This is a genomic window from Rubripirellula amarantea (assembly GCF_007859865.1).
GTDB lineage: Bacteria > Planctomycetota > Planctomycetia > Pirellulales > Pirellulaceae > Rubripirellula > Rubripirellula amarantea.
Window position 1 is genome coordinate 88,119 of sequence record NZ_SJPI01000001.1, and the last position, 21,647, is coordinate 109,765.

Annotated in this window: 18 protein-coding genes; 4 read left to right on the forward strand and 14 right to left on the reverse strand. The window is 54.3% G+C overall.

Features of this window, described 5'->3' with window-relative positions; translation table 11 throughout:
- Positions 1–5: 5 nt before the first annotated feature.
- Genes Pla22_RS00415 through Pla22_RS00435 form a run of 5 tightly spaced genes read right to left on the reverse strand, consistent with a single transcriptional unit; the run spans position 6 to position 4,181 of the window.
- On the reverse strand, positions 6–1,652 hold the full coding sequence (locus Pla22_RS00415) for a type II secretion system minor pseudopilin (protein WP_146512831.1): 1,647 nt from the start codon (positions 1,650–1,652) through the stop codon (positions 6–8).
- The gene (locus Pla22_RS00420; RefSeq protein WP_146512832.1) at positions 1,649–2,599 is read right to left on the reverse strand and encodes a prepilin-type cleavage/methylation domain-containing protein; all 951 of its coding nucleotides are present in this window, start codon (positions 2,597–2,599) and stop codon (positions 1,649–1,651) included. The genes Pla22_RS00415 and Pla22_RS00420 overlap by 4 nt, the downstream gene beginning before the upstream one ends.
- Entirely contained in the window at positions 2,596–3,087 is a 492-nt protein-coding gene (locus Pla22_RS00425) for a prepilin-type N-terminal cleavage/methylation domain-containing protein (RefSeq protein ID WP_242631707.1), read from the reverse strand. The genes Pla22_RS00420 and Pla22_RS00425 overlap by 4 nt, the downstream gene beginning before the upstream one ends.
- A 2-nt stretch (positions 3,088–3,089) precedes the next feature.
- Positions 3,090–3,731, reverse strand: a complete 642-nt coding sequence (locus Pla22_RS00430) for a prepilin-type N-terminal cleavage/methylation domain-containing protein (RefSeq protein WP_146512834.1) — start codon at positions 3,729–3,731, stop codon at positions 3,090–3,092.
- A gap of 6 nt (positions 3,732–3,737) precedes the next feature.
- Positions 3,738–4,181: a type II secretion system protein GspG gene (locus tag Pla22_RS00435; RefSeq protein WP_146512835.1), complete on the reverse strand. Its 444-nt coding sequence runs from the start codon at positions 4,179–4,181 to the stop codon at positions 3,738–3,740.
- Between the two features lie 369 nt (positions 4,182–4,550).
- On the opposite strand from Pla22_RS00435, the gene Pla22_RS00440 reads away from it, so the two are divergent.
- Positions 4,551–6,044 carry a BAR domain-containing protein gene (locus Pla22_RS00440; RefSeq protein WP_146512836.1) on the forward strand — a complete coding sequence of 498 codons (1,494 nt, stop codon included), beginning with the start codon at positions 4,551–4,553 and terminating at the stop codon, positions 6,042–6,044.
- 256 nt (positions 6,045–6,300) lie between these two features.
- Here Pla22_RS00440 and Pla22_RS00445 read toward each other — a convergent pair whose 3' ends face one another.
- Both Pla22_RS00445 and Pla22_RS00450 read right to left on the reverse strand, forming a co-directional pair.
- On the reverse strand, positions 6,301–7,884 hold the full coding sequence (locus Pla22_RS00445) for a sensor histidine kinase (protein WP_165440450.1): 1,584 nt from the start codon (positions 7,882–7,884) through the stop codon (positions 6,301–6,303).
- A gap of 348 nt (positions 7,885–8,232) precedes the next feature.
- Complete coding sequence (locus tag Pla22_RS00450) at positions 8,233–8,796, reverse strand: elongation factor P (RefSeq protein WP_146512838.1); 564 nt, start codon at positions 8,794–8,796, stop codon at positions 8,233–8,235.
- Positions 8,797–8,942: 146 nt separating this feature from the next.
- Between Pla22_RS00450 and Pla22_RS00455 the strand changes: the two genes are divergently transcribed.
- The 3 genes from Pla22_RS00455 (at position 8,943) to Pla22_RS00465 (ending at position 15,409) form a co-directional block, all read left to right on the forward strand.
- A complete protein-coding gene (locus Pla22_RS00455) occupies positions 8,943–11,591 on the forward strand; it encodes a hypothetical protein (protein WP_207310276.1) in 2,649 nt (882 codons plus the stop codon).
- A 112-nt stretch (positions 11,592–11,703) separates the two neighbouring features.
- The gene (locus Pla22_RS00460) at positions 11,704–12,702 is read left to right on the forward strand and encodes an alpha/beta hydrolase (RefSeq protein ID WP_146512839.1); all 999 of its coding nucleotides are present in this window, start codon (positions 11,704–11,706) and stop codon (positions 12,700–12,702) included.
- Between the two features lie 25 nt (positions 12,703–12,727).
- Positions 12,728–15,409: a right-handed parallel beta-helix repeat-containing protein gene (locus Pla22_RS00465; protein WP_165440451.1), complete on the forward strand. Its 2,682-nt coding sequence runs from the start codon at positions 12,728–12,730 to the stop codon at positions 15,407–15,409.
- A 7-nt stretch (positions 15,410–15,416) separates the two neighbouring features.
- On the opposite strand, the gene Pla22_RS00470 is transcribed toward Pla22_RS00465, so the two are convergent.
- From Pla22_RS00470 to mdh, 7 genes are all read right to left on the reverse strand, one after another.
- Positions 15,417–16,253 carry a phytanoyl-CoA dioxygenase family protein gene (locus tag Pla22_RS00470; protein WP_146512841.1) on the reverse strand — a complete coding sequence of 279 codons (837 nt, stop codon included), beginning with the start codon at positions 16,251–16,253 and terminating at the stop codon, positions 15,417–15,419.
- Positions 16,254–16,266: 13 nt separating this feature from the next.
- Complete coding sequence (locus Pla22_RS00475) at positions 16,267–17,550, reverse strand: dihydroorotase (protein ID WP_146512842.1); 1,284 nt, start codon at positions 17,548–17,550, stop codon at positions 16,267–16,269.
- Complete coding sequence (locus Pla22_RS00480; RefSeq protein WP_146512843.1) at positions 17,547–18,509, reverse strand: aspartate carbamoyltransferase catalytic subunit; 963 nt, start codon at positions 18,507–18,509, stop codon at positions 17,547–17,549. The genes Pla22_RS00475 and Pla22_RS00480 overlap by 4 nt, the downstream gene beginning before the upstream one ends.
- 83 nt (positions 18,510–18,592) lie before the next feature.
- On the reverse strand, positions 18,593–19,009 hold the full coding sequence (locus Pla22_RS00485) for a DUF423 domain-containing protein (RefSeq protein ID WP_146512844.1): 417 nt from the start codon (positions 19,007–19,009) through the stop codon (positions 18,593–18,595).
- Between the two features lie 3 nt (positions 19,010–19,012).
- Positions 19,013–19,450, reverse strand: coding sequence for a response regulator transcription factor (locus Pla22_RS00490; RefSeq protein WP_146512845.1), 438 nt, complete (start codon positions 19,448–19,450; stop codon positions 19,013–19,015).
- 57 nt (positions 19,451–19,507) lie between these two features.
- A complete protein-coding gene (locus Pla22_RS00495; RefSeq protein WP_165440452.1) occupies positions 19,508–20,320 on the reverse strand; it encodes an alpha/beta hydrolase in 813 nt (270 codons plus the stop codon).
- 210 nt (positions 20,321–20,530) lie between these two features.
- Positions 20,531–21,478: a malate dehydrogenase gene (mdh, locus tag Pla22_RS00500; RefSeq protein ID WP_146512847.1), complete on the reverse strand. Its 948-nt coding sequence runs from the start codon at positions 21,476–21,478 to the stop codon at positions 20,531–20,533.
- Positions 21,479–21,647: the final 169 nt, after the last annotated feature.

Consider the following 21,647-nt stretch of genomic DNA (forward strand, 5'->3'; position numbering starts at 1 on the left):
CTTCGCTATTGCAAGGATGCCGCAGCACGACTGCCCAAGACTGATAGATCGAAACCTCGGCCCAAGTGGCTGAGATCTCGCCAGGATACGATTTTTGGATTCACGGTCGTTGCATCCACTATGGCTTCCACTCGATGGGATGCTCCGGTCTGATCAAAGTAACCAATGATCTGAGCTCGATAGACATCACCTCCACCGCACAACAGCGGCGTAAGAGAACGCATTTCATCAATAGTGATCAGTCCTTCGGCCAACGGCCATGTTTCGAATCGTCGCCCCGGATCATCCGAGAGAGGATCGCGCTGTTCAAGGATTGCCGCGACCGCTTCCTCACTCAGCAGCGGAATTCCGTAGAGCAATTCGGCCGGGCATTCATTCAGGTTAATTCGACCGGGCATCACCGCCGAGTCTTGAGTAGTCACTGAGTCCATCAAATCCGCCATATAAACAGACATGGACACCGGATCTCCGGCAAAGGGTGACTGATAAACGGTTGCACTGTCACCTTCGCCAATGACAACCTCGGCATCGATCAGGTCCAAAACCTGAGTTAAATCAGTGCCACCACCACCCGACAGATCCATTTGCTCAATCAAATCAGGTGTCCAGATTCCTCCGTCGCGTCCTTGAGCACCGCTCACCGCCGCAGAATCCTCTTCGGGCGCATCAGCGGCGGCGGACGCAATGGCAGACGCAGAAGTGGACACGCCAGCGATACGATAGGCGACGATAAACGTCGTGTAGATTTCGCCAAGGTTGGTGGCCTGCAAATTCTCGTACAACAATTCCAAGTCGCTTTCGTTGACGTTGACGCGAGGATTTCCGTCCACGGTCTTGCTGGCTTCGGCACCATGCACCGTCAGATACGAAGACCAGCCCAGCGCACCGGGGGTATCAATCGTGACGCCAAAACGCTGCTGTTCATCTGCATCGAGCACGCCGTTGCGGTTCATGTCAGCGCCGAAAAGCAGCGTAGGGGTGACGCCGCGAACCAGCAACAATTCATCCACGCTACGCAACGGACCATTGGCGGCTGAATAAGGCGTCGTCAAAGTTTCGTAGTAGTCAGACTCAGCACCCGAATCGCGAGTATCTTCGTCTTCGTCAACCCAATCCAAAATCGCCTCGGCAACCTCGGTTGTCATACTCGGCAAGGCCATCAGCAGCGAAACCGCAATGTTGTCGGTATCAACTTCATTGGCTTCTTCGCCCGCGAGCAACAACGCTGGCGTTAGTGCCTCGGAGTTCTTCTCTAGAATCGGAAGTGCATTGACGTTCAGCCGCGCGGATTCGTTTTGCAACCCGAAACGAATTCCGGCATAAGAGCCATTCGCATCTAAGGATGGTGCAATGATTGAAAAGTTGCACGAGTCGTCGGTTCCGGTCGCACCGTTTACCGACACCGCTTGAAACATCTGAGCGTTGTTGTAGGTTCCGCCAAAGTCCAAGCGGGACGAAGGTGGTTGAGCCAGCATGACACGGATTGCCTCGCCCGCCGATTCGGTTGCGACGCGAGCTTGAACGACGTCACCGGCCAGGTACGCTGCATCATCCTGGGCGATCATCAATTCGGTGAACGAATAGACGGCCATCGTCGCGACAGCGATCACGATCAAGACTATGACCAAGAAAAACCCATTTCGGCGCTTCATAGTCCCGCCTCACTAAGTTCTTCGTCTTCCTCTTCTTCGACTGGCCGAGCCATCGGCAGCCGAACCACATGCGAAAACACCCGAGTCGCGTTCTCGTCAGTGGACAGAACATCAGACATCGTTAATTGCACCTTCACGGCCATCGGTAATTCGCCGTATTCATCGCTACTCCACGATTGCAACCACGTGATGCCATCCCAATATTGAAACTCAATAGAGGTCACCTCTGGTGCGAGCAGATCCCCCGAGGCACTAAGCAACGACAGCGAGCCATTGTTCGCGGCATACACGGTCGCGGCTCGGTCAAGTGAGCGGCGCACGAGTCCGCCTGAACCGTCCGTTTTGATCGCTTCGCCTTCGACCGACAAATCGTTTAACGGATCTTGGACGCCAGCAATGGCACCGGCAGATTGAACGAAGTAGGCGACCGTTTTTAAGTCACTGGGCACATCGTCTAGGTTTCCCGCATTCGGATCGAGCATCTGCGTGTACTCTTCCAATCGAGGCAAGCGACTTAAATCCACCTGAATTTGAAATTGACTGCCTATCAATCCAGGTGTCTCAAGCACTGACGTGCTCGTTTCTAAACCGCTACTCGAAACTTCGGTGGTGATCATCGCGTCGTCTTCGCTCTCAATGCCCGCGGCCGAAAGATCCTCTTCACCACCCTGGCTCGATTGACCGGCGGTGGCCGCAAGCAGTGTCTCAAGTGGTTCCATGTCGGCTGGCTCGCTGTGCATGGTCGCCCGCAGGTCGTCTTCGATCATCTGGATCAGCGAGGCGGCTAATTGAGTTTGCCGCACGTCCATATCTCGGATCACCATATCGCGGCCATAGAACTGGATGGCACCGCCCACCAAGACCATCAACACCACCGACATCGCGAGCGTGAGCACGACTTCGAGCAGGGTGAACGCCAAGGGCGAAAAATTAAAACGCCTTCTCATAATGGGGCACCACCTTCACCGGGCATCGCTTCAGCACTAGCTTCCAACGCCGCAGCTTCGTCCGCCTCGGCTTGTTCGAGCCCAAGTGACGAATCGACGATCCATCGAGACAGCGAGTAGTTTGCTAAGGTGCCGATACCATCGGCTGTTTGAACCGCAACGCTGACGCGAACGATCAGAATGCCGTCCATCGGGCCCTGAGCCACTTCCACGGAATAGTTCATTGGCGTCGTCGAAGTCGAATCGAACGACGCGATAGGTACACTGATTTCTGTTTGAGGATCCAAACCGCTGGCCGCATCAAGCAGCACTTCGGAAAGCTTCGATTGGCAAACCAAGCGAGCCTGAGCCAAACAGCGAGATTCGATCGCGGCGCTGGTGCCGGTTTCGACAATGCGACTCAAGATCGCGAGCGAGCCACCCAGGATTGCAAGCGCCAGCAGAATTTCAAGCAGCGAAAAACCAGACCTTCGAGCTTTCGGTGTCATGATCATGGCACCACCTCGCTGACCGTGACATCGCCGGTGATGCCTCGTAACTTCACCACGACACGACCGAGGGTAGAGTGCGCGATCACAATAGCAGCGGTGCTCGTTGTTCCATCGGGGTAAAACAAAATGGGTGATGACCAACCGTCCCCACGATCCCCCTGCGTGGCCTGTTCAATTTCAAAACCGCGAGCCGCCGACACGACCGAAACGGACTGGACTAACGTGTCGCCGTCGAGCTCGATTTCTTTGGTAGCTGTTTCGTCAACCACCATAGCGACCGCAGTTGCCTGGTCGGCACCGGTCAACAGACTCGTTTGTGTGCCCCCCGAAGTGATACCTTCGGTCGCATCTGATTGGGAAAAGTAGGGGCGTGTGCGGAGTTTGTTTCCATCGATCATCCCCTCGATCATCATCACACGACCTTGCCGCATCGCGTCGACTCGCATGCGAGTCATCTCGATTTGCAGTTGGTTGCCAGCTCGCACAAGTTGTCGATCGCCCAGCAGCATCGATGCGCCGGGAATCGCTATCGAAGCAATTGCCGCCAACACCGCGAGCGTCAGCAGCAATTCGAGTAACGTAAATCCGCGCCGCGGCATCTCGGAGAAGTGCGGGGAACGATCAGCAGCAAGCGAGGACATAGTGGCTCAGGAGCCTTCAACCACAATGTCATCATCCGTGTTGGCTTGACCATCGATTCCGCCACTGCGGATCTCATACGAGTTTCCATTGACGCTGTACTCAAGGGCGTTTTCCCAAGCGTCCGTCGGAATCGTATCGATGATGGGCGCGACCCACTTCGCTTTCTTAGCGGCGTCGCTTGGCCCGTCGCGGAGGGCTTCAAGCGATTCGGGAAGACCGCTCATTCGAATCTGGTACATCTCAATATTGCTTTTAAGACTATTGAGTTGAGCTTTGGTGGCGTTGACCTTCGCCTCGGTATTGGCCCCACCAATGTTGACGGTGACAATACCGCCGATGACGACCAAAATCGCCAAGACGAGCAGTAGTTCAAGCAGCGTGAAAGCGTGGCGGGACAATCGGATGGACTTAGCAGGCGAGAGATTTCGCGGGTGACGGCGGCGAATCATGGCTTTGGATTGAATTCCGAGCGAAAACGGGGTGATGGAGGTAGGATAGGGCTGAGGTAAATTCCCCGACCCTAGATTGTTGATCCTCTTAGTTTAACCAACGATTAGTTTAACCAACGATCCGGGGGAAGGTTTCGTCAGCCCGAGAACTGTTGCCAACGACACGTCGATTGCCCCACATTCACCGAATGATGCCGATAACCGGCAAATGCTGTGGAATCCCGGCATCGAGTCGCAGATTTTCCTGGCTTAGGCGGTAGAATGAACCTAAACAGTAAATAAGGTGTATTGACGACCGGTTTGCGGTCTCTATGCCCAAATTTGCGTATTTCGGCCTTCTCGCTCTTCTAACCCGCGAAAATAACGACCATGGTGGCTCGCGACGACTCCGTCATTCGAGGCAGTTTAATTGCCTGCATGATTTTCCTTGTGCTCTCGTTGGCGCTTAATTTCTTCCTCTGGCGATGGGGCAGCACGCTCTCGACCGAGGCTGAAACAGCCAGCAGCCGCATGCAGACGACCAGTAGCCAAGTTCGTGCGATGGAAAGCAAGCTAACTCGGCTCAAAGCCATGCTTGGCGTGGGTTCATTTACCCAGGCCCAGATCGACGAAATGAAGTCCAACTCGTCGGATGACCCGGACATGCAATTGCTCGAAAGTCAGTTCGCTACCGACATGAGCGTACTGGGAGCCGAAGTGCCGCCGGAAGATCGCAACTACCACCGATTGCCAGAGTTCCTGTTGACGGCCATCCGTGACCGCAACGCGCAGTATGCAATGGCTCGCACAGAGGCGACTCAAATTCGCGTCGACGCCGAGGCTGAAATTGACAACGCCAAGAAGTCGAAAGATCTGGCGGAACAGAAGGCGGACCAAGCCAACAAAAAAGTTGCCACGCTTAGTGATGCGTTTGCCGAAGACCGCGCTCGGATGAACCAAGAAAAAGAAGAAACGAAAGATAAACTCAGCAAGGTTGTTCAAGAGTTCAACGGCTTCCGAAAGAAAGCGACGGACGAAAAGTCGGTTCTTGAAGCGAAAACAGAACTCCTCTCAGGAACGATCGACACGCAAAAGAAGAAGATCAACGTCCTGCAGAACGATCGCTTTGAAACCGCTCAAGGCTTGATTCGGTTCGTCAACTCGGGCGGCAAGCTTGTCACCATTAATCTCGGCTCGGCCGACGCTCTTCGTCCCAACGTGACCTTTGGTGTGATTGACGGCGATGAAACCCGACTGCAAGACGCCGACCTTAAGGCAAGTATTCAAGTGATCAAGGTCCAGGGCCCGCACTTGGCATTGGCTCGTGTGGTCGCGTTGCCCGAAATCAGAAACCCAATCATTCCGGGTGATAAGATTTACTCACCATTCTGGGCTCCTGGTCGCCGGGTCAAGATCGCCCTCGCTGGTGAAATCGACATCAACAACGACGGACGTCCGGATAATGAAGACATCAAGGGCCAAATCAAGGCTGCTGGTGGAGTCGTAGCCGCAGAAGTGTCACCGACTGGCGAAGTCACCGGGACACTCGACGCGACCATCCGCTTCCTCGTCGTTGGTGAAGCTCCCGAAGTATCGTCATCAGCAACACTCGAAGGCGATGATGCTGAGGCGGCGGCTGCGTTCGGTCGTGCCAAAGAACTTGCAGGCGAATACGGCATCACGATCATTCCAGCATGGAAACTCGAAGCCTACCTCAAGACGATTGATGACACGCTGACCACGCCACTTGGATCAGCCGTTCGTGCCGATGACTTTGAACCAGAATCCATTATCAATCGGCGACGCATTCCAACTGATATCTCGGACATGTACAAGATTCAGCGAGATAACGTGCAAGAAGGCAACCGCGTCCTAGCACCTTAGTTGGTCGCGCCGAACGAACTTCGCACTTCCTCACTTTGCATAGCCTTGTCAAAAAGCAGGGCTTGGCGAAGTGAAAGACGTGAGCTGCTCAACTGCTAAGTGCTCGATGATGAACCATGTCATCACTTGGCTGTTTTCACACCGGCTTTTCTTACGCTGCTACCAGAGCAGGTGAGTTTGCTAGGCCATTGAGTTTGCTAGGCCAACGCGAGTCAAACAAGGCTGGCGATGGTCGTCGATTGACGTTGCAATCACTCTACTGCATGCCGTGTCGAACATTTCGGGCTTGCTCTTGCAAGCGACTCGATTGCAGTCGCATTTGACTTGCCAAACGCTGAACTTCAACATCCAAGCGGTCAGTAGCGACTTGCGAGTGAGCAATCGGTGCCGTGCCGAGTCGCACTTCGTTTCGATCGACCACTCGTTTTGATCTCGAAGCAGCAAGCTCTTCTCTTACAAGCAAATCGCTGATTCGAGCTACCGCACGGCGTCGGTCCAACCGGATTGCTTGCGGACGTGACCACGTCGTCCGAACACCGCCTGTTTTTTGGTTGATAGCGTCACCGATCGCTACGATCTTGGCCTCGGCGGCCGTAGGGTCGGCGTCAAGCAACACGACCCAGCGTCGTTGGTCAATCTTGTAAGCCAATTCAAACATCTGCAATTGGCTCTGCAGACTCGATTGAAATTCCCGCGTCGCGTCGATCGATACGGCGGCTCCAAGGCTAACCACCACCGCGCTGACTTGGTCAGGATAGCGAGGTTTCGATGCGTTGTGATTCAGTTCCACGTGGCCTGATGATGCAACCGATGATCGCGGAACTGGCATCACAGGCGCAGGATGATCAGCAACCACCTCGCTTGTCGAGACGCGGCGTGGTTTCGTTCGCGAGAGCTGCAATCCCAGACGCCAACGTACCCACGCCGACGCAACGGAACGTGGCCCCGATGCGGGAAGCTGGAAACTAACTTCCGTGCCATCGCCGGGACGAGATCGTAAATGAAGCGACGAAAAATGCACCGCCGCCAATTGACGAGAGATAGTCAGCCCCAGTCCTTCACCCGACGGCGACGCAAGTCCATTGTCCGAAGCCAATGACTTCAATTCCGCAGCACTCATGCCTCGGCCTTGATCGATGACGCCACATTCGATCATTTCACCATCACGCGATCGAACGAAACGCACCAAGACACATTGCCCTTGATGCGAAACACGGATTGCGTTGACAACCAAGTTGACGATCAATCGGCGGATCATCGATGCATCGGCGTAAACACGTACCGCAGGATCGGCGATCACATCCCAGAGCAATTCAATGTTGCGAGGCACCGTCCAGGGACGAAGTGTTTCATCCACGGCGCTACGAATCTTGTCGAGCGGAATCCAAACGCGATTCGCACGCGGAGCACCCGTACGCAAGCGTTCAAGTTGGACCATCTCGTCAATCATTTGCGACATGCAATCGCATTGATCAATCGCCGCTTCTAACATGCTCTCTTGATCCGGATGCAGTCCGCCCATTTCACCCATCTGCACCAAACGCACTGATTCGCGAATGGTGGTAAGCGGGGACCGCAGGTCATGCGCCGTTTCGCTCATCAACCTCGCCACCGAATTGGCCATCTGTCTTATCGACGCGTCGGCGGTAACGGCATTTGCGGCGGTGGCTTCATCGGTCGATGACGTCGCGTAGGGACTACGTCCCACTAAGCGACCTTGCTGACCCGATCGCGGTCGCATCGCAGATCGCCCTGACGGGACGGACTGGGCCGTCTGGACAAATCGACCAGGCGACTGGGATTGGCGCCGTTCGGCACTTCCTTGGTTTGAAACGCTCATAGGTCTTTTCCAGGCATCAACACGAGTGACGGGTTCGCACTTCAACAGAACGAACCCGCCTCCTGGATCGGCGCACGTGACATCAATTCGATAGTCAATTCGCGCAGAAGGACCTTCCGGTACTCTCCCCCACATCAATCAAACCGCTGATGCGGGTTATAACGGCAAACGGTAGCCGACGACCAACATGACGACTTAGCAAACTAGGGGCAAAGAGAGTCCGATGACTTCGAGGCCCAGGTTGCAAATCGACTGGTGCTTGATGGCATGATCCGAGATCAAACCTTGGATCGAGAGTAGATTTCAAAAACTCGAGATCGACACCAGGGACCACTACGGCTCGCTCGCTTAGGCTCGCGAAAGGAATTCACCCGTGCGAGTGTCGATCTTCAGCCGTTCACCTTCTTTAATGTACTCAGGAACATGCACGACCAGTCCGGTTTCCAAGGTGGCAGGCTTCGTTCGAGAGGTTGCCGAGTTGCCTTTGACACCAGGATCGCATTGAGTGATCGTCAATTCCACGGACGCCGGCAAGTCGAGCCCCACACAACCATCGTTGTAAATCATCGCTCGCATGCCTTCCAAGCCTTCGGTGACATAGGGCAGTTCCTCTTCCACGTCTTCGATCGCGATTTCGAATTGTTGAAAATCCTCTTTGTCCATCAGGAACACATGAGTCGCGTCGGTGTAAAGCATCTGCACCTCGCGAAGGTAAAAATCAGCTTCGTCGAGGTTATCGGTACCTTTGAGCGTGATGTCGACTTTGTTTTTGGTCAACAGATTGCGGGCGCGAAACTTGTACAACGTAGCGGCTCCGCGGGCCGAGGGAGATTGGACCGAGATTCCCTTGATCACCACGGGGTTGCCCTCGTGCACGACGACGGTGCCGGTTTTGATGTCTTTCGCGAGCATGATTGTCTTCTGTGATAGATTGTGGTGCGATGAACCGCCAGGATTTCTGCCCTATGCAGACGATCCGCTTGGCCGTTGCGTGGGAAAATAGCTGACGGCTCAGATTTCCACCAGTCCCGCTCCTTCTAGCTTTTAGTCCGCCGTTTATGAAGTGCCAAATCGCCTTTGCATTGCTTTGGTCTCTGGCCGCCCAGTGCCTCGCGGCTACCCCTTTTGCCTTGCCAGTGACCCAAGACAACTCGGTCGTTTTGGTTGACGGGGAATGGAAATTAAATGCTGGTTCGCAGGGTCGAATGCGAATCAAGGGCAACCAACACATTGTTGTCATGAGCTTTGACACATCAGCCATTCGCGGACGACGAGTGACGAAAGCGACATTGGTTTGCAGCCAAGGAGCCAAGGAAATCTCAGGCGTGTCTATATCCACGATCGCTTCACCCTGGAATGAAAGACGTTCCTGTGGTGTAACCTCGGGAGCCGCCCCTTTCACGGGTTGGGGTTACCCGGGCGGAAAACTGCCAGCGGTCATCGGCGGGAATGCCTTCACGATGGTGCATGCCTGCGATACGAGATTGATTGACGGGTCGTACCACTGGGATGTACCCGTTGATATGGTTCATGCGATGGCGATCGACGCTGCTTATGGCCTAGCCATTCACGAACACGAAGCCGACTACACCCGCAATCCCACCATTTTCTCGCGCGAGCAATCGGCCAAGCGTCCCTACCTAATGGTCGAAGTGGAAGACGACGATGGAACTGTTCCCTTGCCCCCTTCCCAGTTGCAAGTCACGCAGATGGATCGCGAATCAGCACTGTTTTCACTGGTCGCACCGCAACATGGTTTTGCCTACGAGGTGACGATCGATCAAACACCCCTTGCCCGTCACAACATTCCTTGGATTGAACACGGCAGTCAACAGTTCATTCATCTGCGAGATTTGCCTTTACCAATTACCGACGACTCGACGCACGAAATCAGTGTCGTTGCCGTGAGTCGGACGGGACATCGATCACAGCCGGCCAAAGTGCAAAGCCAAATTTTCCAAACGCTGCCGATTGATACGCCTCGGGTTATGACGCGACCAAGGCAGACACCAGTCGTTCAAGGTGTTGGTGTGATTCCGATCACAGACAAGTTTGATGCTGAGGGTAAGCCGATCGGTGAACTACCTGACGACTACCGAATTAACAATTCACTCTTCGATGGTCAACAAGTCCACCTGATCGCGGCTGCGGGCGAAGTGATTGGGTTCCAAGTTTTATTGCGTGGACAAGGGCACGTTGGTGTCGACGTTTCGATGGCCGGACCGTTGGCGAGGGCTCGAATCGATCTATCGCAAAGCGTTTACGTGCCAACGGATGGACGTATGATCCCCGATCCGCTTTTGCCCCTTGATGACACGATCGAACTACATCCCCAACAAGACCAAGTCGTTGTAGCGGATCTCTTCATCCCGTTCGACTGCGTCGCCGGATTACATCTGGGTGAAATTACGATCTCCGACGGACGAAAAATTCCTATTGAAATCGAAGTGATGCCCTTTGCGCTACCCAAGACCGCCTCGTTCGCTTGCGAAATGAATGGGTACGGGTTGCCCGACTCGGTCGACCAGTACAACGAACTGCAATACATCGCCTACGATCACCGCGTCCACGCCAACATCCTTCATTACTCGCATCACACCGCTGCACCGGGTGCAAGAAAAAGCAATCTCGACATGCGATTGAAGTCGGGGAAGCGAATGGACAATCGGCGTTACGACAATATTCCACCGGGTTCAACGCATGGCTATTGGGACGACTTTGCTGAAGCGTTCGGACCGTACTTGGACGGAACACTATTCCAAGACGGGCACCGCGGCCCAATTCCGGCTCCTGGGTTCTACTTAACGTTTCACGAAAGCTGGCCTCTGAATTGTCGCGCCTATTTCAATGGCAACCCTGACGCATTTGAAGCATTCAGTGAACACCCCGAATACTCGCAAACCTTTGTCAACATGCTTCGTGATTTCGAAACGTTGGCAACGAAACAAGACTGGACCAAAACCGGGTTCCAAATTTATTTCAACAACAAGGGCTCACTCAACGAAGCGACCAAAGCACCATGGATATTCGATGAGCCGAGCAGTTTCTGGGACTACCGAGCGCTCGGTTACTTTGGCCAACTATCCGACCAAGGTCGGCTGAACAATGACACGGTCAAGATTGATTTTCGCATTGATCTATCTCGCCCAGAGTTTTGTCGTGGCCAGTTGGACGGTCGTTCCGACTTATGGATCGTTTCATCATGGGCCTTTCAAAACTATCGACGTCTCGTGACGGATCGAATGAAAAGCGATTCGGTTGAAACTTGGATTTATGGAACGACCAATCATGTACACCAATCCAACCGCAACACCGTTGCGTGGGCACTTGATGCTTGGCAACACGGTGCTACCGGTGTCGTTCCTTGGCAAACAATCAACAAATCAGGAGACGCGATGGCAAGAGCCGACCAGTTGGGACTGTTCATTTTTGACCAGGACGAGTCTGGCAATACGACGATCCGACACTCAATTCGCTTAAAAGCCTATCGCGAAGCGCAACAACTGATCGAATACTTAAACTTGTTGAAAGTGAAACGCGGATGGTCGCGAGATCAGATGCAACGTTTCGTACGCACTTACGTAAAGTTCGATGCCGACGTCGCTAAGACGAACGTGGCGGACGCGGGCACATCGACCTACCGGGAAGTATCGCCAACCAGTTTAGAAACGCTGAGACTTGCGACCGCAAAGCTGTTGGCACCGTAGCGGTCAGACTAGAATGACGCCAGTCGTTAGGAGGCCGGTGGAACTGTCAGTTCGGTTTCCTTAGGCTCATTCACTCACTTTGCTCGTTCAATCACTCGATGTTTGGTTTGCTATGAAGTCACTGGTCGCACTGTTGCTCGCGTTCACCACCACGCTGGTCGTGGCGCAAGATTCCAATCCCGCTCGCACGCCTGCGGACGGCCCCTTCGTGCCGGATGCGGTTCTGCCAGGCGGACAAGTACTTTCGCTCTATTCACCGGATTCACCGCTATTGAATCAAGAGCGAATCCACGAAGCTGAAAAATACAACACCACTGGCAAGTATGACCGCCTTCTTAACACACTCAACATCCACAACCCGACCATCGAAGTCCACCTCGCAGAGAATCGCCAAAACAATGGCGCGGCCGTGATCGTCGCTCCGGGCGGCGGACACAAGATACTGTGGGTCGGTCCAGAAGGTTACGATCTGGTGCCATTCTTCGCCGAGCATGGCGTGTCGACCATTGTGCTGCGAAATCGATTGCGGGTAGATGGTTACGAACCGACGACCGATGCGGTGAACGATACGTTTCAAGCAATCCGCATCGTGCGGGCTCACGCGGAAGAATGGCAACTGGATCCCGCAAAGATTGGCGTGGTCGGCTTTTCAGCAGGTGCCGAACTATCCGCACCCACAGCATTGTTCTTTGACGAGTTTCAAGAGGCACACGCAGACAACAGCGATCCGCTTGCGAATGTTTCTCCGCGACCTGATTTCGTCGGATTGGTGTACCCAGGTCCGACACCGTTCACGCGAAATCCTGAAACGAGCATTCCGAAGAATTGCCCTCCAAGCTTCATTGTTTGCGCTGGTTCAGATGACAAAGTTCACGCGATCTGGGCCGACGAGTACTTTTCACCCATGCTAAAAGCCGGCGTTCCCAACTTGGAAATGCACATCTACGCTCATGGTGGCCACGGCGGATCCATTCGTCCTCGAACCGGCGGCCCCTTCGCAACATGGCCCGACCGTTTTCTCGATTGGTTTACCGACCTTGGTTTCCTGGCGAAACCCGGCGAACCTACCAAAGCCGCCAAAGATGTCGCTGCCTACTCAGGCAAACGCTAAGTTCACTTCACCAACTGCTTCATTCATGACGATCAAAACCTCTGCCTCTTACCGCTACGCGCTCGGCCTTCTGGCCGCAGTCGGGTTCTCACTGCTGCTCTGCAAGGTTGGCAACGTTGCCGCGGCCGATTTCTACGTATCCAACGCAGGAAGCGACGAAAACAACGGGAGCATAGACCAACCGTTTGCGTCGCTAATTCATGCGCGTGACATGGCCAGAAAATCGTCCGCAACGGACACCATTTGGTTACGATCGGGAAGGTACTTTTTGCCGCAAGGGATGGATCTTGGCGTTGAAGATTCGAATACAACGTGGCAAGCGTTCGAAAATGAAACCCCCGTTATTACAGGTGGCGTCAAGGTCGACGGTTGGAAACCATGGCGTGATGGAATTTACCAAGCGGACGTGTCGTCATTGGGTAACCTCGCGATCAAACAACTACTTTACGACGGACAACGTCAATGGTTGGCTCGCTACCCCAACTTCGATTCCGAAAATCCTTATGGTGCAGGCTGGGCGTATGTCGATGGGGAACTCATCAACAAGTACAGCGACAGAGACGAAGACAGTAAAAGGTCGTTCGTTACCAAATCGGAAGACTGGCGATCGTGGGCGCATCCTGAAGATGTAAGTGTCTTCATTTTTGCCCGATACAATTGGTGGAACGACATCATGCCAGTTGCCACCGCCGAGCAGGAAACCAATCGAATCACAACAACGCAGGATGCGAGTTACGCGATTCGACCAGGCGATCGCTATTACTTTCAAGGCGCTTTGGAAGACCTAGACACCGAAGGAGAATGGCATTTTGACTCACGCGAAAAACGATTGTTCTTCAAACCGCCGCGCAATACTAAATCTTCGGTCTTGGTGCCAACGACCCGCGTTATCGTTCGGATCAACAAAGACGCTCACGACATTGAACTTCGCGGTTTAACGCTCGAGTGTGCCGAAGGAAACGCAGTCGCAATGACGGAGGCTAAGCGCTGCCGAGTCGTCGCCAGCGTCGTTCGCTCCGTGGGTGATTACCACGGCAGCGGAATTTCGATCAAGAACGGAACCCAGTGCGAGGTCGTGGGCTGCGACATCTCGTTTACTGGCTCCCATGGTGTGCAAGTTTCCGGCGGCGACATCAAGACACTCACATCCCCCGGACATCGCGTTGACAATTGCTACATCCATCACGCCGGAGTCTTTCACAAGCAAGGTGTGGGAGTGATGCTAAGCGGCGTGGGCCATCAGGTGTCCCATTGTTTGATTCACGACATGCCACGGTTCGCCGTGATGTTCTGGGGAAACAAACACCAAATTGAAAAAAACCACATGCGTCACTTGGCATTGGAAACCGAAGATGTTGGTGCGACATACACCGGCGGCCGTAACTGGATCTCATCGCGAGGAACGACCTTAAAGCACAACCTCATACACGATGTTTTAGGCTACGGTTGGGATGGCAGCAAATGGAGTTCGCCGTACTTCGCCTTCGGTATCTACTTGGACGACAACACCGGCGGTGTCGACGTGATCGGGAACATCGTTGCTCGATGCGGTCGATCGGGTCTTCACGGGCACAGTGCCAGAGATAACCGAATCGAAGGAAACATCTTTGCGGACAATGCAGACCAGCAGTGGGAGTTCAACGGGTGGAAAGCCGGTGAAGGGCGGTGGGCAGAACACTACGACGAGATGGTCGCGGGCTATGAATCGGTTGTTGGACTTCCCGCATGGAAGAACATGAGAGGAATGGACGTTCATCCCAAGGACATCGCCGACGAACAGAAGTGGGTCGTCAGCGGAAATGTCTTTCGCTCCAATATCATCGCCTGGAAGAACGAGGACGCCAAGGCAATGAAGATCACTGCGTTTTCACCGACGCGGAATGAAGTCGACAAAAACCTTTACTGGCATGATGGCCGAGAGGTCACCACTGGGCATCACGCATTAGGCCGCCAGAAATCGAAGAACCTTATCGCCAACCCGACATTGAAGGGCAATCTTGGTGCATTACCCGATCAATGGAATTGGCAGATTCAGACGTCAACATCATCAGCCGAGTTAGTGGACGACAACGGCGATCAAGTATTGCGTATCGGAGCAGGCTACGATTCGAGTAAAGCTCGAGACAACTACCCCATCATTGCAAGCGATTCTTTGCCTCTTCGCTCGGGTGCGTCTTATCGCTTGCGAGCAACCATGCGGTCAGACACCGAAGCTTCCAAAGCCAACCTCTTGGTCCAGAGCTACGTTCCGGCCAAAGACGGAATGCCGGCTCACTTCTGGGGGCAATTTCCTTCGGAAGTCAATGTTTCTCGTCAGTGGGAAACGAAAGAGACGATCATTCGCATTCCCGCTGAAGGCGAGAAAGGATGGAACGAACGGATGGGAGAAGCCTACCGCGTCCGCATCGACTGGGGACAATCCCAAGGTAACCTCTTTGTTCGCGACATCGAACTGGTTGAGATGGAACCCATGAGCGAGTGGGCTAGCTGGCAATCGCTGGGGTTTGATCAAAACAGCATCATTGCCGATCCCAAATTCGCGGATCGGACGAATGACGACTATCGCTTACCGAGCGATAGCCCCGCATTTCAACTTGGCTTTCAAGCAATCCCGGTGGACGAGATCGGACCATACGAAAGTCCTGACCGTGTCACTTGGCCAATTGAGGAAGCCGAAGGCGCTCGCGAGCACCCGCTGACGCCGTAGCCGCAAATCAATGGTTGGGTACGGGTGGGTTTGCCCAGTGCCCGCCAACGTTCTCGCCACGAACGACGAAGCCTTTTTTGTGCCAGTCATACCAAGTCGTCACATCCGCAGCCGCGTAACGAATCGTCAAACCGCAACGTCGTCGGTCCGATTCGTTGGCTTCCGAGCCGTGCAGCAGCAAGTCGGAGTGCATCGAAAACTGCCCCGCTTTCAAAGCGTCGTCGACTTCGCCATCGCCGTATGACTCTGGATTCTTAACCGCTAAATTCAGGACCGTATCGGCATCTTGAGTTTCATCGTAGTCAATCAGCCCGTGCAGATGCGAACGCGGAATGAACTTCATGTTTGCATTGTCTGAGTCCGCGTCGTCAATCGCCAACCATACCGTCACCGTCTTGGTGGGACTCAGCGGCCAATAAGTGCTGTCCTGATGCCATGGCACTCGCTTGCCGTCATGAGGCATCTTGCAAAAGAAGTGCGATCCCCAACAAACCACGTTGGGTCCCAGCAGGTCGGCAACTGCATCGACAATTCGCGGATGCTGAACAAGCTCGTAAATTCTCGCGAATCGTAGGTGGGCAGTGTTGATTGAATAGCTCGTGCGTCCGAGCTCAATGAAAGCGGCAAGCACCCCATCGAAAAACGCGCGCGTCTCGCGTGCTTCCGTCTGATCAAGTCCTTCAAGCGGCATCAGGTAGCCCAACTCGTTGTACTGATCGATCTGCGTCGGGGTGAGCGTTTGGGGGGAAGACGCCACCGAAGGTACAAATCCCATTTGGCGAGGCAACTCGGCCAATTGGCTCGGCGATGGGTTAGGAATGTCGTCTACGTTCGTTGTATTCATGATTACTTTCCGCCTAGGAATGATCAAAGCAAACTTTTCCGCCCACGATCGTCATGACAACGCGTGCGGTCAATTCGTGACCGTCCAGGGGCGTGCTCGGGCAGCGGGAACGGAAGTCGGTCCCTCGCACTGTCCACTTTACATCAGGATCAATAATCGTCACGTCGGCGATGGTCCCGACAGACAGACATCCGCCTTGAACGCCCGCAATTCTTGCCGGCGCAGTCGAGAGTCGGGAAATGACCTTCGACCAATTCATATCGCTTACCGACAACATGAACGTTGCGACAGTCGAAAGAGTGGTTTCGAGGGAAGCCGAACCAAAGGGTGATACGTCCAAGTCGTTCATCTTTTTCTCGCGTGCACGCGGCATGTGCCCGCTTTGGATTGCGTCGATGGTACCATCGGCAACGGCAGCTTGAAGGGTTTCGATGTGACGACGTGATCGCAGCGGTGGATGCACCTTGAACCGCGCGTCAAAGGATCGAAGTTCGCTGTCGTCCAGGCATAAACTGTGCGGACAAACGGACGCGGTGATCGGGATACCACGATCCTTCACGCGACGAATCAAGTCGACCGCGCCCATCGTACTGACAGGGCCGATGTGCAGCCTTCCGCCGGTCGCTTCCGCAATGCGGACGTCTCGAGCGACGGCTAAGTCTTCCGCTTCGGTAGGCAACCCCGTCAAACCTAGCACCAAAGCAACTTGACCATCGTGCATCACGCCGCCTTTGGACAACGACATCACGTTGGGACGATTGATGATCGGCAAGTTGAACATCCGCGCGTATTCTAGGGCGCGTTTGAGCAGTGCATCGTTGGTAATCGGTCGCGGAGCATCGGAGTAAGCAACGGCTCCGGCTTCATACAGAAGTCCCAACTCGGCCAATTGATCGCCATCGCGGTTCTTACTAAGACAGCCGATGACGTGCACTCGAACGCCACCGGCTTGCACTGCTTTTTGCCGAACGAATTCAACCGCTCCAGGCGAATCAATGCACGGCTGAGTGCTACTGCAACACAAAACCGAGGTGAACCCACCGGCCAAAGCTGCGGCAGACCCCGAGGCGATCGTTTCATCCTCTTCAAAACCCGGCTCGCGAAACTCAACACCCAAGTCGATAAAGCCAGGCGAAACGATCTTGCCCGTCGCGTCGATCGTTCGCACATCCGCGGAAACGTCCTTCGGGTCGATCGAGGCAACCATCCCGTCGACCAGCAAAATGCTTGCGACGCGATCAATCTGGTTGGCAGGGTCTATCAAGCGACCGCCGGTAATCAAAAGAGATTCACTCATGAGATTGGCGCGTTGGCGGTAAGGTAAAGTGCAGCCATTCGAACGGCGATTCCGTTAGTGACTTGTTCCAAGATGACGCTATGCGGACCATCGGCAACTTCCGGCGTGATCTCCACCCCGCGATTGATCGGCCCCGGAGCCATGATCAGGATGTCGCTTTTGGCTTTCGCCATCCGTTCAACATTCATCGCATACAAATTCGCGTACTCGTGAACACTCGGAAAGGGGCGTGCCGACTGACGCTCGAATTGGATCCGCAACAGGTTCAGTACATCACATCGCGGCAAAATTTCGTCCAAGTTGTGTGCCACTTCGAAACCGAGTTCTCCCCAGCGTTCCGACACCAAAGTTGGCGGACCACAAACAATCACGTGAGCGCCGAGCTTACTCAGCCCCCAGATGTTGGCACGTGCGGTTCGGCTGTGCGCGATGTCGCCCACCAATGCCACCGTTAGCCCCTCGATTCGACCTCGGTGCTGTCGAATGGTCAGGATGTCGAGCAACCCTTGCGTTGGATGGTCGTGAGGTCCGTCGCCTGCATTGAGTACGCAGCACTCCAGTTCGCGGGCAAGCAAGTGAGGTGTGCCGGGTGTGCAATGCCGAGTGACGACCCAGTCGACTCCCATCGCCTGAATGGTTTTCGCCGTGTCGACAAAGGTTTCGCCCTTCGCGGTGCTAGAACCGGCGCTACTAAATTCGACGGTATCGGCACCAAGACGTTTGGCAGCCAACGAGAAGCTGTTTCGTGTCCGAGTGCTGTTCTCGAAAAACAGATTCGCACAGGTCTTGCCAGCCAGTAGCGAAATTTTGTTCCGACATCCGCCGGTAGCCTGCTTGAGTTGATCAGCGACGTCAAGCAACGTGCGAATTTCGTCGCCACTGAGGCTTTCGAGGTCAAGCAAATGACGCCGCGTCCAGGGATACGGGATGGTCAGGCTGATTTCGGCTGCTTCAGTCATCTGCTCAGGTGGCTAGTTGTTCGGGCGACGACACTTACTTGCTCCACCGTATTCGATCGTTGACGGCCTGAGTAGTGCCCGTCTTAGAGATGCTTCGACTTACGGGAAACAACGGCAAGAGTCGCCCAGCCGATAATCCAAGACAGCCCGCCCAGCGGAGTGACCATGCCGAACTTGGTGATGCCGGTAAACACCAACAAGTACAAACTGCCGCTAAAGAGAATGATTCCCGCGAGGAAAAATCGGGCGGCCCAACGTCTCGACTCAGGACTGCCAAATCCCAGTGACGCCAGCGCAAATAAAGCAGTCGCGTGAACCAAGTGATACCGTGCACCGGTGTCGAATTGGGCCAATCGCTTAGTCAGTGTTTCAGGATCGACACCTTGTCGAGCCAAAAAATCTGGCAAACCGTGAGCTCCAAAAGCTCCGATCAGCACTCCCAAAGCCCCTGTCACTGCTGCGTAAACCAAGATTCGACGCGACGTGGAATCGTCGTTCATTGGTTAGCTCAGCAATCGGTTGACGGCTTCAATCAAGCGATCCATCGGGAAAGGCTTGCGAATGTAATCACTAACGCCCAGCAACTCGGCGTAGGCTTGGTGACGACTGCCCTCATTACCGGTGATCATGATGACGGGCAATGGTTCATCGCGAAGACGCCGCAGCTTTTCGAGAACCAAAAAGCCGCTACGTTTGGGCATCATCATATCAAGCACCATCAAATCGGGACTTTCGCTTTCCGCGAGTGCTAAGCCCTGGTTGCCATCGCGAGCGACTGATACTTCGTAGCCTTCGCCTTCAAGTGCGTAACGGACTGATTCAACGATTTCTTGGTCATCATCAACAATCAGTATTTTCCGCACACGAGATATCTCAGTCACGTCCTGGGGTGCCAAGGGATCAGACGTCGGATCGTCAGCGGCCGAATCTTCAGAAGACATAAGATGCCTGGTGGGCGAGCTAGGAAGGGCGGGAACCGTAGTTCACTTCAACCACGATTAATTCGCGGAATACGGAACCGGTATTGTGTCAACGTATTCGCTCGGTGAAGCCTCTTCAAGCACTACACGACGCATGATCCAGTCATTGAGGTCCGACATTACCACCGTGTCCATCTCGTCAGGCCCGGGATATTGCCGAACTTCAACGCTGCTGCCGATGGTCATCGCCAACTTAAAATCGTGTTTTAGATTGTCGTCGGTGTATTGAGCATTGTCACGCGCCCATTGCCAAAGCATAGGCAATCGACGTTGACGCAACCCCTGGAAATCGCGAATAGCCCCTTGTGGCATTCGTCCGCCCAGCGAAACGGCGGCTGCAAATTGCCCCGGTGATCGCATTGCCAGACGAAGTGCCATCGTCCCACCCGCACCGTACCCCGCCAAGACAATCCTTTGGGGGTGAACGCTGTAGCGATCCCGAATTTCGTCAATGGCGATGGCCACCGAATCGTGAGCAATCCCGATTCCGCCTGGCGATTCGTGCCAGTCAAAACGTGTCCCGCCCGAATCCACCGCTCGGTTTCCCTGAACGCCCAACGCCAGGAAATTGCGAAGACTGATGTGTGGCATCACATCATTGACCTGGCGTTCGTTATGCCCATTGCTGTGCAGCCAGACAATTAACGGATACTTGTAGCTTGGCGTGTAATGAAGCGGAGTGAACACCTGTCGCCGACTACGAGTTCCCGGATTCATGAACACGGACGGCTGACGGCCAACGTGGTTCCCGACGGACTTTGATTCTTTAGGTGCGGCGCCAACGTACTTTGACTCGTTGACGTGCCAAGAAACTGGGTTGAAACGGGTCATGGCGAGAAACTTGCTTGTGGAGGCGAATTCGAGACGAACCATCCATGCGACGTAACCCAGCATCTACCTTCACGTGCGGGTTGCTCATCGCGTGCGAGGTGGGAAACTCGCTCGCGATGCTGAAAAGCTACGAGGAATCGACCTCAAATGTCAACGTTGAAAAAACCATCGTTGACGTGAGGTGCCAAATCTCGGCGTATTCGCCTGTTACTAGGCCGACAACAGCCCGTCCATCGTTGCTACCAAGCTCTTGACCGCCTCGACGCTGTTTTGGAATGCCGCGGTTTCCGAATCCGTCAGGCTTAACTCAATGACCTTTTCAACCCCACCGCTACCCAAGATTACCGGCACACCCACGTAGAAGCCGTCGACTCCGTAAACGCCATCGCAATAAGCCGCGACGGGAATGACACGCTTTTTGTCCTTCACAATGGCCTCGACCATTTGGGCACATGCCGCTGCGGGAGCGTAGTAAGCCGATCCGGTCTTCAACAACGAAACGATTTCCGCACCACCCTTGCGAGTACGGTCGACGATTTCGTCCAAACGAGCCGAATCGATCAACTGGGTGACGGGAATGCCGCCGACGCTGGTGCAACTAGGAATCGGCACCATCGTGTCACCATGGCCACCCATCAACAAAGCGCTAATGTCTTCAACGCTGACTCCCAATTCCATCGCCAAGAACGTGCGATACCGGGCGGTATCCAGAACGCCAGCTTGTCCGATAACTTTCGATTTTTCGAATCCCGTGACCTTGGCCATCTGCTGAACCATCGCGTCGAGCGGGTTGCTGACCACAATCACCACTGCGTTGGGTGAAGTAGCTTTGATTTGTTCACCAACCGCCGTGATGATCTTCGCATTGGTGCCCAACAAATCATCGCGGCTCATGCCTGGTTTGCGAGGTATCCCGGCGGTGACCACGATCACATCGCTGTCGGCTGCATCATCGTAGGACGTGGTACCAACGATATTTGAATCAAAGCCCATGATCGGAGACGATTGCATCAAATCGAGTGCTTTTCCGCTTGGCATGTCTTCCGTTTGCGGAATATCGAGCAAGACAATGTCACCGAGTTCAGCGGCTGCACACCAGTGAGCACAAGTGGCTCCAACATTGCCAGCGCCAATGATCGTAATTTTTGCTCTTCGCATCGCAGTTGCCTCGGGAATTATCGAACGGATCGAATGGGGATAAGGGTCAAATAGCTGAACATGAAATTTGCCCTCTATTTCTATCAAAGTGGTATCGTCGCGGGTTCCCAATGCAGGTCAAGAGCCCAACCCAACACAACTTTTTACGATCGCTCAAAGCAGCGGAGCG

Bases quoted from the DNA above. Each gene is read 5' to 3' on its own strand.
- Pla22_RS00415 (WP_146512831.1), bottom strand. From the start codon at position 1,652: ATGAAGCGCCGAAATGGGTTTTTCTTGGTCATAGTCTTGATCGTGATC.
- Pla22_RS00420 (WP_146512832.1), bottom strand. From the start codon at position 2,599: ATGAGAAGGCGTTTTAATTTTTCGCCCTTGGCGTTCACCCTGCTCGAA.
- Pla22_RS00425 (WP_242631707.1), bottom strand. From the start codon at position 3,087: ATGACACCGAAAGCTCGAAGGTCTGGTTTTTCGCTGCTTGAAATTCTG.
- Pla22_RS00430 (WP_146512834.1), bottom strand. From the start codon at position 3,731: ATGTCCTCGCTTGCTGCTGATCGTTCCCCGCACTTCTCCGAGATGCCG.
- Pla22_RS00435 (WP_146512835.1), bottom strand. From the start codon at position 4,181: ATGATTCGCCGCCGTCACCCGCGAAATCTCTCGCCTGCTAAGTCCATC.
- Pla22_RS00440 (WP_146512836.1), top strand. From the start codon at position 4,551: ATGGTGGCTCGCGACGACTCCGTCATTCGAGGCAGTTTAATTGCCTGC.
- Pla22_RS00445 (WP_165440450.1), bottom strand. From the start codon at position 7,884: ATGAGCGTTTCAAACCAAGGAAGTGCCGAACGGCGCCAATCCCAGTCG.
- Pla22_RS00450 (WP_146512838.1), bottom strand. From the start codon at position 8,796: ATGCTCGCGAAAGACATCAAAACCGGCACCGTCGTCGTGCACGAGGGC.
- Pla22_RS00455 (WP_207310276.1), top strand. From the start codon at position 8,943: ATGAAGTGCCAAATCGCCTTTGCATTGCTTTGGTCTCTGGCCGCCCAG.
- Pla22_RS00460 (WP_146512839.1), top strand. From the start codon at position 11,704: ATGAAGTCACTGGTCGCACTGTTGCTCGCGTTCACCACCACGCTGGTC.
- Pla22_RS00465 (WP_165440451.1), top strand. From the start codon at position 12,728: ATGACGATCAAAACCTCTGCCTCTTACCGCTACGCGCTCGGCCTTCTG.
- Pla22_RS00470 (WP_146512841.1), bottom strand. From the start codon at position 16,253: ATGAATACAACGAACGTAGACGACATTCCTAACCCATCGCCGAGCCAA.
- Pla22_RS00475 (WP_146512842.1), bottom strand. From the start codon at position 17,550: ATGAGTGAATCTCTTTTGATTACCGGCGGTCGCTTGATAGACCCTGCC.
- Pla22_RS00480 (WP_146512843.1), bottom strand. From the start codon at position 18,509: ATGACTGAAGCAGCCGAAATCAGCCTGACCATCCCGTATCCCTGGACG.
- Pla22_RS00485 (WP_146512844.1), bottom strand. From the start codon at position 19,009: ATGAACGACGATTCCACGTCGCGTCGAATCTTGGTTTACGCAGCAGTG.
- Pla22_RS00490 (WP_146512845.1), bottom strand. From the start codon at position 19,450: ATGTCTTCTGAAGATTCGGCCGCTGACGATCCGACGTCTGATCCCTTG.
- Pla22_RS00495 (WP_165440452.1), bottom strand. From the start codon at position 20,320: ATGACCCGTTTCAACCCAGTTTCTTGGCACGTCAACGAGTCAAAGTAC.
- mdh (WP_146512847.1), bottom strand. From the start codon at position 21,478: ATGCGAAGAGCAAAAATTACGATCATTGGCGCTGGCAATGTTGGAGCC.